At 47.2% G+C, this 9,851-nt stretch carries 11 protein-coding genes and 2 pseudogenes; all 13 read right to left on the reverse strand.

Annotated elements, in window-relative coordinates; translation table 11 throughout:
- Window positions 1–429 precede the first annotated feature (429 nt).
- A pseudogene (locus tag ACFQ0N_RS33640) lies at window positions 430–1,829 on the reverse strand (ABC transporter ATP-binding protein); the annotation flags it as partial.
- Between the two features lie 113 nt (window positions 1,830–1,942).
- Window positions 1,943–2,272, reverse strand: a complete 330-nt coding sequence (locus ACFQ0N_RS33645; protein ID WP_379334506.1) for a metal-sensitive transcriptional regulator — start codon at window positions 2,270–2,272, stop codon at window positions 1,943–1,945.
- A 210-nt stretch (window positions 2,273–2,482) separates the two neighbouring features.
- Complete coding sequence (locus tag ACFQ0N_RS33650) at window positions 2,483–2,728, reverse strand: glutaredoxin family protein (protein ID WP_379334494.1); 246 nt, start codon at window positions 2,726–2,728, stop codon at window positions 2,483–2,485.
- Window positions 2,729–2,761: 33 nt separating this feature from the next.
- Window positions 2,762–2,962: a copper ion binding protein gene (locus ACFQ0N_RS33655; protein ID WP_379334495.1), complete on the reverse strand. Its 201-nt coding sequence runs from the start codon at window positions 2,960–2,962 to the stop codon at window positions 2,762–2,764.
- 258 nt (window positions 2,963–3,220) lie between these two features.
- Window positions 3,221–4,219 (reverse strand): NAD(P)/FAD-dependent oxidoreductase, encoded by a 999-nt coding sequence (locus ACFQ0N_RS33660; protein ID WP_379334496.1) that lies wholly within the window; start codon window positions 4,217–4,219, stop codon window positions 3,221–3,223.
- Window positions 4,220–4,253: 34 nt separating this feature from the next.
- The gene (locus tag ACFQ0N_RS33665) at window positions 4,254–4,487 is read right to left on the reverse strand and encodes a ferredoxin (RefSeq protein ID WP_379334497.1); all 234 of its coding nucleotides are present in this window, start codon (window positions 4,485–4,487) and stop codon (window positions 4,254–4,256) included.
- 132 nt (window positions 4,488–4,619) lie between these two features.
- Window positions 4,620–4,826 carry a heavy-metal-associated domain-containing protein gene (locus ACFQ0N_RS33670; protein WP_379334498.1) on the reverse strand — a complete coding sequence of 69 codons (207 nt, stop codon included), beginning with the start codon at window positions 4,824–4,826 and terminating at the stop codon, window positions 4,620–4,622.
- Between the two features lie 29 nt (window positions 4,827–4,855).
- Complete coding sequence (locus tag ACFQ0N_RS33675) at window positions 4,856–5,476, reverse strand: nitrite reductase (protein WP_379334499.1); 621 nt, start codon at window positions 5,474–5,476, stop codon at window positions 4,856–4,858.
- Between the two features lie 32 nt (window positions 5,477–5,508).
- A complete protein-coding gene (locus tag ACFQ0N_RS33680; RefSeq protein ID WP_379334500.1) occupies window positions 5,509–6,339 on the reverse strand; it encodes a hypothetical protein in 831 nt (276 codons plus the stop codon).
- 31 nt (window positions 6,340–6,370) lie between these two features.
- On the reverse strand, window positions 6,371–8,809 hold the full coding sequence (locus ACFQ0N_RS33685; protein ID WP_379334501.1) for a heavy metal translocating P-type ATPase: 2,439 nt from the start codon (window positions 8,807–8,809) through the stop codon (window positions 6,371–6,373).
- A gap of 6 nt (window positions 8,810–8,815) precedes the next feature.
- The gene (locus ACFQ0N_RS33690; RefSeq protein WP_379334502.1) at window positions 8,816–9,157 is read right to left on the reverse strand and encodes a metal-sensitive transcriptional regulator; all 342 of its coding nucleotides are present in this window, start codon (window positions 9,155–9,157) and stop codon (window positions 8,816–8,818) included.
- Between the two features lie 118 nt (window positions 9,158–9,275).
- Window positions 9,276–9,374 (reverse strand): annotated as a pseudogene (locus ACFQ0N_RS33695) (metal-sensitive transcriptional regulator); the annotation flags it as partial.
- A 292-nt stretch (window positions 9,375–9,666) separates the two neighbouring features.
- Window positions 9,667–9,851: zinc ribbon domain-containing protein (locus ACFQ0N_RS33700; protein WP_379334503.1), on the reverse strand; the 185-nt coding region annotated here is incomplete at its 5' end.

Raw genomic sequence — 9,851 nt, forward strand, 5'->3', positions numbered from 1 at the left:
AGTGAGACGTTATCATTAAGATCGACGAACGAGGCTAACACTAGCTTGACAACTTCCAGATTTAGGAATATTTCGCAAATCATTTTATCATAAGCCGAGCAACCCGACTAGTTGATTACCGTCATTTTTATTAATTGCTAATATTGATAATTCATTGGTGAAGAGTGCTCCATATGTATCGGGCCCGGATGGAACTCTAGTTCTCTTATCAATCATAAGTTATAATAACTCCGTTTGCAGTATACTTGATGAACGGTAGTTATGGCATGCTATTCTTTAGATTTCCATCTGCCGCGGCGGGGCTAGCTTTGATTTATCTGGGCTTTTTCCATTACCCGCAATGGCTATGATTTATTTCTTAGTTTTCGTGCTGCAAACTTTCTTGTATCCTCGTAGCTAAAAAACTATATACATTTCAACTGCTCTCCGCTAAATAGCGTCTCTTACTTTTTGTACATTAAATAATCGTGCATAGGGGCCGTTGGCCTTTAGTAATTCTGTATGCCTACCCTGCTCCATTATTTCGCCACGTTCGATTAGAATGATCCTATCTGCATGAGTGATCGTCGAAAGACGATGCGCTATGATGATCGTTGTTCGATTTTGGACCAATCGTTCAAGCGATTCTTGAACCAAATGTTCCGACTCCAAATCAAGTGCAGAAGTTGCTTCATCCAGAATGATCATGCCTGGATCTTTGAGAAAGACGCGTGCGATGGCAATTCGTTGCTTTTGGCCTCCGGAAAGCTTGACGCCTCTCTCCCCTATTTCTGTATTGTAGCCATGCTGCAATTGCATGATAAAATCATGAGCATTTGCCGCTTTTGCCGCCTCAATCACTTCCTCGTCCGTCGCTTCTGGTCTGCCAAATAATATGTTTTCACGAATCGTTCCACTGAACAAAATATTCTCCTGAAGCACGATTCCGATTTGACTCCGCAAGCTTCTTAACGCTATTTTTCTGATATCTTGATTGTCAATATACATGGCCCCCTTCTGTATATCGTAAAACCGTGGGATCAGACTGATGATAGACGATTTTCCTCCGCCGCTCATGCCGACAAGCGCTACCGTTTCCCCAGGCTGTATGTCTAAATCAATATTTTTTAATACCCAATCCGAATCATCCCCATATTTGAACCAAACCCCGTGAAATTGGATTCTGCCTATTAAGGTGTTCACAGGTTTAGCGTCAGGGCATCCGTTATATCATAGGGTTCGCGCAAAAACTCAAGCACACGTTCCAGCGATGCGCTTGCTTGTGTTAATTCTGTTGACGAAGTCACAAGGCGACGCAGGGGGGTATACAATCGTTCCAGATATCCAAAAAACGCAACAAAAGCTCCTACGGAGAGGTGTCCCTGAATGACTTGGTATCCACCGTAGGCGATGACCAATAACGGTGAAATATCTGTTAACGTATTGATGATTCCGTATGTCAGTGCATTCCAACGGGTATGAGCCAATGCTCGCTCAAGGAGTTGCTCATTTTTGCGTCCAAATTGCCCCTTTTCATAATGTTCCAATGTAAAGCTCTTAATAACCGGTATACCGTTTACTCGTTCATGTAAATACCCTTGCATTTCCGCAAGCGACTGAGACCTTGCTTTAGTCAAGGTACTTAGTCTCCTGTACAATACTTTAACTGCAACTACATAAAGAGGGAGAATCGCAATAGCGATAAGTGTAAGCGAAGAATCCATGTAGCTCATGATTCCCAATACTATAGAAAGGGTAACGATGTCAAGCCAAATATTCATCATTCCCGTTTCCACCAAGCTTTTCGTCTGTTCTACATCATTCATCATTCGGGAAATAATTTCTCCCACTACCCTATATTAATCAACTGCTTTTCACTTCTACATAAAAGTATAGGACTGCACCGTAAAATGACTGCCAGAAAAAAATAAGGAGAGACAATCGATGTTGTCTCCCCTTCCTGTTATTTAATTAGCTTATTTACGGTGATCAACAATTCATCCAAAACTTCACGATCGCCTTCTTCAATCCGTTCAATAACACAACTTTTTAAATGATGTTCCAGCAGTTGTTTCCCCAGTCCATTAAGAGATGCTTGGATCGAAGAGATTTGATGCAGCACATCATCACAATACGTATCTCGTTCGATCATTCCCTTCACCCCGCGCACTTGCCCTTCGATACGATTCAGTCTTTGAAACAAATTGTTTTTTGTTTTTTCGGAATGATGACTCTTCCGCTCTGTAGAGGATGTATGGTCGCATGAGGCGGTCTCATGGTTGGTATCACTCATTGGAATCAGCTCCTTCTCATTTAAATTTAACATCCCCCCTCCCCCTATGTAAAGGGGGAAAACCAGACGGTGGAGAGTGATTCTGAGAGTACGTCACATGAAAAAAAGGTGCAGTTCCTCAATATAATTGAGAAGCTGTACCTTTTATCGCTAATAATTAAGGGCATTATGAAGAGCTGGCTACCGGCGAATATTTACCGGACAGTCAACTTATGCTTTCTTCAACAAACCGCTTATTTCATTGAGATTTTCCGCGAAGCCAACGAACACCTTATCGCCAATCACAATCGTCGGCACAACTTGTTTTCCGGTCAGGTTCCAGACTTCTTCCGGATACTTAGGATCTTCTTCGCAGTTTAAATCCGTATAAGGGATCTCATTCTCTTTGAAGTAGCGTTTGGCAAAATTACAGTCACTGCAGCTCGGGATTGAATAGATTTTTACTGGTTCTTCCATGTTAAATGTTTCACTCCCTTGTCGTTGAATGACTTACACGACGTCATATCCTTGCTCTTCGATGGTTTCCTTGATCAGCTCGATCGAAATTTGATTTTCGTCGAACGACACGTCCACCGAGTTGTTCTTCAGATCGACCTTTCCTTTCGCCCCGATTTCTTTAAGCGCACCCTCAATAGAATTGACACAGTGCTGGCAACTCATGCCTTCAACTTGCAGTGTGATGTTTTTCATTTTTCCTCATCCCTTCGCTTCACTAAAATGGTTAATGTTCGTAGCATTTCCTGCGTGAGGTACACGTACTCTTGTTTATTAGTATACCCCACTACCCTATAAATAGTCAACATCTTTATTTACCTCATCTCCCAAAATCGTGCCAATCCCATCCCTATCCCATACATTTTTCGGATGATCCATCACAAAAAAAGAGGACACCCTCCCTTCGGAGCCGGATTCGAACCGGCCTATTCGAAGGCAAGATGCCCTTTCTGCTTATATTTTCATATTGCTGCTATGCCCGGGTGAAAGTTTGGCTTCCGGATCGATGTAAACTTTGGCATTGTTAATGGCAGTCGGCGCTTCTCCGAAGCCAACGGCAATCAGCTTCAGCTTGCCTGGATAAGTCGAGATATCTCCGGCCGCGAAGATGCCGGGAATGTTCGCCTCCATCTTCGTATCAACAACGAGCGAACCGCGCTCGACGACAAGTCCCCACTCTCGGATCGGTCCCAGTGAACTAACGAAACCGAAATTGATGATAACTTCGTCAACATCGACCAGCATCTTTGTTTGGGTCTTCACGTCGGTCAGTACAACCTGCTCGATGCTTTCCTCTCCGTGAAGCGCCGTAATCTCGGCCGGCACGACGACATTGACTTTGGACTGCGTAAGCAACTCGACGCTATGCTCATGAGCCCGGAATTTATCACGGCGATGAACGAGCGTCACCCGCTCCGCGATCGGCTTGAGCATCAGCGACCAATCCAATGCGGAATCACCACCACCGCTAATGAGCACTTTTTTGCCGCGGAATCGTTCCAGATCGCTGACGAAGTAATGAAGATTCGAATTCTCGAAACGCGTCGCTTCCGGCAGTTCCAACCTGCGCGGCTCGAAGGCACCGACACCAGCAGTGATGATGATGATGGCTTTTGCTTGGTGAATAGCGCGATCCGTGACGATTTCAAACGACCGTTCACCGAGCTTGCGCACAGCCAGCACCTTTTCCTCGAGTCTGACGTCAGTTCGGAACAACTCCATCTGCTTCTTTAAATGATCGACAAGCTCCTGGGCTTTCACTTTAGGGAAGCCGGCTACGTCGTAGATATTCTTCTCCGGATACAAAGCGGCGAGTTGGCCGCCGAGCTGCGGCATACTTTCTATTAGCGTAACCGACATCTGTCTCATACCGCCGTAGAAGGCCGCGAACATGCCGGCAGGACCGCCTCCAATAATGGCTACGTCCGAATTCGTGATGATTTTGTCGTACATTCTTTAGTACCCCCCGAAGCAATTCTTTCTTCATTTAGGAAAATGGCTGATCAGAAATCTTGATCGAATCGGTGGGGCAGCCGTCTAGCGCATCTTGCAAATCATCCCACAAACTTTCGTCGATCGCCGAGATCCCGCGATTGTCGTCTCCGTTGAATATGACGTGGGCCAAGCCTTCATCGTCGTAGTCGAAAATATCGGGTGCCGCCGCTCCACATGCTCCGCATGCAATGCAAGTGTCCTTGTCCACGCATGTATATTGAGCCATCTTATACGCTCCTTCGCGTTTTTCTCCAGTATGATTTAACAAACCCGGCCGAAGCTCGACCGGGTTTTCTCTTTAAAGCGATAATTTCAGTTAGATTTTCCACAAAGCTTATGAAATGGTAATAACAATATATTACACCAGAACGGCGTTATATCCTTTTTTCTGAATGGCTTCCTGAATCTTGGAAATTTGAACTTTTTCTTCGTCAAACCGTACATCTACCGTGCCCTGCTCAAAGTTAACCCGACCTTCAGCGCCGATTGCGCTGATCGCACCTTCAATTTTCGGAACACAAGAACGGCAAGTCATGCCCTGTACTTGGACGGTTGCTTCTTTCATTGGTTTTCACCTCCTTTCAATGGCTTCCTTTATCCTGCGATTTCTTGCAACTGCTCAAGCGAAATCCGATTGACAAATTTGTTGAACTTTTCTTTGCCTTTGGCATGTTCCTTATAATAATCAATGATGGCCGTAATGGCGGGAATGAGTTGTTCTTCCGTGACTCCCTCGCGAAGCAGCTTGGCGAAGGAGGTTTTAAGCCCCTTCGATTCGCCGCCAACATAAATATTAAACTTATCACGCATTTTGATCACGCTGATATCCTTAATGAGCGGTTCACTGGTACCTAACGCGCATCCGGCATAGCCGATCTTAAGCGGTGCAGGGGTTTCAATGCCAGCTATTGCTTGATTCAAGGCTTTGGCCGTTTCAAGCCCCGCTTCTTCGGCACCTTTACAGAAATTGCAGGCGATTAAACTCTTGGTTACAAACCCGGCAGGATTCACTTCAAGACCGTTACGCTCAAGTTCTTCCTTGATGGCTTCCCGTCGTTCGATCGGCACTTCTGCATAGAGCTGTTTGAAGGTGGTCATTTCCACTTTCGCATCTGTGCCTATGATCGTGCCGATTTGGACAAGTTGGTTTGGCGTGAATAAGCTGCCGCCAAGTTGTATCGCTGGACTTATAGCGATTTTTACTTTTTCACCCACTATTATCCACCCCTCTGTTCAAACTTAACGAATCACTTAATATCGACTACGAAAGGTATGGTGAACACTTTTCCTTGATGTTGAAATTGTCCCCAGATTTTATACGTACCGCTTTTCGGGAAGGAAGTCATAAACTCAGCCTTCGGTCCGGTCGCCTTTTCGTCCATCGGATGGACATGGAGGTATTTCTCTGCGTCATCCGATAAAACAACGACGTGACCAACAGCGCCCAAATATTGCTCCAGGTTGCTGATCCCTTCCTTCGTTTGAGCATCTGCAATATTAAACGTAAGCGTGACTTCGTCTTGCGCCTTCGTGCTGCTTAACGTAAGCTCGACCTCTTTGCCATCGACAACCTTCACAAGCTTCGTGTCAGCTTTGACGGCCTCCTGCGCTTTTTCTGTTCCTTCCACCTTCACCCACTCGCTAAGTGTGGTGCTCGATCCGCCCTTCGGAACAAAATCGGCAAAGAGTTTGTATTCTCCCCCACTTGGAAACGAGGTCTCGATCGTAAACTTTCCGTTCCCGTCAATTTGAGGATGAATATGGGTAAAGTAAGAGAGATCTTTACTAACTCCGATAAGATGCAGCAATTTTTCATGACTTAATTCAAAATCTTTGACCAAATTGCCCTTGGCGTCTGTGATCTCAATGTTGAGCTGCGAATTTTCGTTTGCCTTTGCTGCTCCGGATGCAAATGCAAATGAAGCTTTAAAGCTGCCTGCTGGTTGTTCGCTAGCATTATGGCTATGGCTGCCATGCTCTTCATGGCCTGAATTTGCATCTTCTTTAGCGGCTCCGCAGGCAGACAATACACTGAAGGCCAACACACCTGTTAAAAGCAGCACCAGTTTTCTCTTCATATAAACTTTCTCTCCTTCTCATAATCCTTTGTTAGTGTCTTACTTTCACCCGTTGCAACCGAAGTGCGTTGAGGACAACGGAAACCGAACTCAGTGCCATCGCTGCACCGGCAACCCACGGCGCCAGCAAGCCGATCGCAGCAATCGGGATGCCTAACGTGTTATAACCAAGCGCCCAAAACAGGTTTTGCTTAATATTAGTCATCGTTTTACGACTCATATAGATCGCATCAGGAATGCTCGACAAGTCTCCGCGCATCAAGGTGACATCCGCCGCTTCCATCGCCACGTCTGTCCCTGTGCCGATCGCCATGCCAATGTCGGCCGTCGCAAGGGCTGGCGCATCGTTGATGCCGTCTCCGACCATCGCCACTTTTTTGCCTTTCGCCTGCAGTTTTTTCACTTCTTCCGCTTTGCCTTCAGGCAGCACTTCAGCACGTACATGGTCGATACCGACTTGGGCCGCGATCGCCTTCGCCGTCCGTTCATTGTCGCCTGTGATCATGATGACTTGAATGCCCATCTCTTTCAGACGGCTTACGGCTGCCTTCGACGTTTCCTTAATCGTATCCGCCACCGCAACCATGCCTGCGTATCGGTTATCAATTGCAACCAGCATCGCAGTCTTGCCCGCCTCCTCCAAACGGGACATCGGTTCGTACGCCGCCTTCGCATTGACTTCATACTTTTCCATCAACCGGCGTGTACCCACAAGCAGCTCACGGCCTTCTACGACAGCCTTGATGCCGAATCCCGGAATCGCTTCGAACGATTCTGTTCCAGGAAGCTCAACATTCTTGGCCCGGATGCCTTCCACAATCGCTTCCGCCAGCGGATGTTCCGAATTTTTCTCCGCCGCGCCGACCAGTCTGAGGAATTCCGCCTCGTTACCTTCGGCTAAAACATCTGTCAATTCCGGCTTGCCTTTCGTTACCGTGCCGGTTTTGTCGAGAATGATCGCATCGATCTTGTGCGTCTGCTCCAGATGCTCTCCCCCCTTGAACAAAATACCGAGTTCCGCCGCGCGTCCCGATCCCGCCATGATCGACGTCGGGGTGGCCAATCCAAGCGCACATGGGCAGGCAATGACGAGAATCGCAATTGCTTTTTCCAAAGCGCCTGCAAAATCGCCGGGGGTGACGAAGAAATACCACACCAGGAAAGCCACAACTGCTATACCCACGACAATCGGAACAAATATGCCTGAGATGACATCCGCTACCCGCTGAATCGGCGCTTTGGAGCCTTGCGCTTCTTCCACGACCTTGATTATTTGCGCAAGCGCCGTTTCTTTGCCGACTTTCGTTGCTTTAATCCGAAGCATGCCGTTTTTGTTGATCGTGGCTCCGATAACCGCGTCGCCAGCTCTCTTCTCCACCGGGAGACTTTCGCCCGTAAGCATCGATTCATCTACCGACGACACGCCCTCAAGCACTTCTCCATCCACCGGTACTTTATCACCCGGACGAACAAGAACGACATCCCCTGCGATCACTTCATCAACCGGAATCATCAGCTCTTGGCCATCGCGAATGACCAAAGCCGTTTTCGCTTGCAGCCCCATTAACGATTTAATCGCTTCGGAGGTCCGGCCCTTCGCGTTTGCTTCGAACAGTTTCCCCATAATGACGAGCGTAATCAGAATCGCGCTTGTCTCGTAGTACAAGGACGGTCCGTGGTGATGCCCGCCGTTGCCACCTGCCATGTACCAATCGATCGTCAAGTACAGGCTGTAGAAATAAGCAGCCGAAGTGCCAAGCGAAACCAGTACGTCCATGTTCGCACTGCGATTGCGCAGCGCCTTATACGCGCCAACATAAAACTGTTTGCCGATATAAAATTGCACCGGAGTGGCCAAAATAAGCTGGAACCACGGGTTCATCAGAAAATCCGGCATGTAAATCCACGAAGTAAACGAAAAGTGAGCGACCATCGTCCATAGCAGCGGGAAGGAGAGAATCGCCGAAATTAACAACTTCCGCTTCTGCTGCCGAATTTCATTCAGGCGATGATCGCCTGAGTTTTGATTTTCCTGCTTGATCGTGGCTTTATATCCAAGCTTTTTGACCTTGCTCTGCATATCCTCGACCGAAACTTCGCCCGATGAATACTCGACGCGAGCCGTTTCCATCGCGAAGTTTACAGTGGCGCTTGTCACGCCCGGCATCTTGCTGAGTCCCTTTTCAATTTTGTTGGCACATGCAGCGCATGTCATGCCTTCGAGATTAAATTGCGCAACTTCCGTAACCGTACCGTATCCAAGCTTTTTAATGGTTTCTTCCAGATTTTTTCGATCCACCTTTGCCGGATCGTAAGTAACGTTTGCTTTTTCTAAGGCAAAGTTGACGTTGGCGGAGGAGACCCCTTCCATTTTATTAAGGCCCTTCTCAATGCGGTTTGCGCAAGCGGCACAAGTCATGCCTGTGATTTGCAACGTTGATTGCTTTGTCTGAGCGGCTGTAGCTTCCACAATGTTTCACTCCCTTATCGTTGAATGATTTTGCTTCACTAAAATGGTTAATGTTCGCAGCATTTCATCCGCGATCGTATCGCTATCCTTTAGGCTGGTGCTTGCCGCATATGCTTTCAGGTGATGCGACATGAGCACAACCCCAACTGCATTTAATGCAGAATGGACAGCCTCAAGCTGGTTTAAGATTTTATCACAATATTCATCTCGCTCCACTTGCCTCTGTACCCCGCGAACCTGCCCTTCAATTCGGTTCAATCTTATCTGGATGGAGAGCCGGCCCTTCGGCGTCATGTAACTTGATTCTTGATTTTCAGGAAATGATGCCATCGATTCTGTCGTATTCATTTCCACCACCTCGTGAATTAGTATACCCCTCCACCCTATATAAAGTCAAACATTTTATTACCGTACCCCCTCTACCTATATTTTGATTCGAAGAAAAAGCAGCGAACGCTGCCCCAACTTACTTGATTAACTTGTTCATGGTGACCATAAGCTCTGTTAACACTTCGGAGTCCCCTTCCTGGATCCGCTCGATAACACAGCTTTTCAGATGATACTCCATTGACATCCTCCCCCGCCTACACTTTGCTTAGAGGCGGGGGATTCCCCTTATTCGCCTCATTAGCGTGAAGCAGGTTCAGTTACCATTACCTTAGGATTTTGTTCCATGATCACAGAGAAGATGAGTACTCTCATATCTGTATCCGAGCAAACTCCGGGGTTCAGTTCCGTCCATGTTGAACGTCTTTGGTGTGACGGATAGAACTTCTCGGTTAAGTATTCAGCACAGTCAGGTGCCTTATGCAAGGTATCTAGCCCTGCACAACGGCTTTTTACGCCGTCGTTTTGTCTTATATGACAAGTGATGGTCTGCGGGATATGACGAAGGCGGCATTGACGTCCGCGTTATCGTGATAGCCGCAAGAGCATTGGAATTGATCTTTCCTGCGGTGGTTTTTCCAAATGATTCCGCACTGACTGCATTCCTGAGAGGTTTTATAGGGATTCACCTTTTCCACGTTTAGCTCGGCTAACG

Source organism: Paenibacillus sp. GCM10027626 (assembly GCF_042676285.1).
Classification (GTDB): Bacteria; Bacillota; Bacilli; order Paenibacillales; family Paenibacillaceae; genus Paenibacillus_Z.

Bases quoted from the DNA above. Each gene is read 5' to 3' on its own strand.
- ACFQ0N_RS33645 (WP_379334506.1), bottom strand. From the start codon at position 2,272: ATGAGTGATACCAACCATGAGACCGCCTCATGCGACCATACATCCTCT.
- ACFQ0N_RS33650 (WP_379334494.1), bottom strand. From the start codon at position 2,728: ATGGAAGAACCAGTAAAAATCTATTCAATCCCGAGCTGCAGTGACTGT.
- ACFQ0N_RS33655 (WP_379334495.1), bottom strand. From the start codon at position 2,962: ATGAAAAACATCACACTGCAAGTTGAAGGCATGAGTTGCCAGCACTGT.
- ACFQ0N_RS33660 (WP_379334496.1), bottom strand. From the start codon at position 4,219: ATGTACGACAAAATCATCACGAATTCGGACGTAGCCATTATTGGAGGC.
- ACFQ0N_RS33665 (WP_379334497.1), bottom strand. From the start codon at position 4,487: ATGGCTCAATATACATGCGTGGACAAGGACACTTGCATTGCATGCGGA.
- ACFQ0N_RS33670 (WP_379334498.1), bottom strand. From the start codon at position 4,826: ATGAAAGAAGCAACCGTCCAAGTACAGGGCATGACTTGCCGTTCTTGT.
- ACFQ0N_RS33680 (WP_379334500.1), bottom strand. From the start codon at position 6,339: ATGAAGAGAAAACTGGTGCTGCTTTTAACAGGTGTGTTGGCCTTCAGT.
- ACFQ0N_RS33690 (WP_379334502.1), bottom strand. From the start codon at position 9,157: ATGAATACGACAGAATCGATGGCATCATTTCCTGAAAATCAAGAATCA.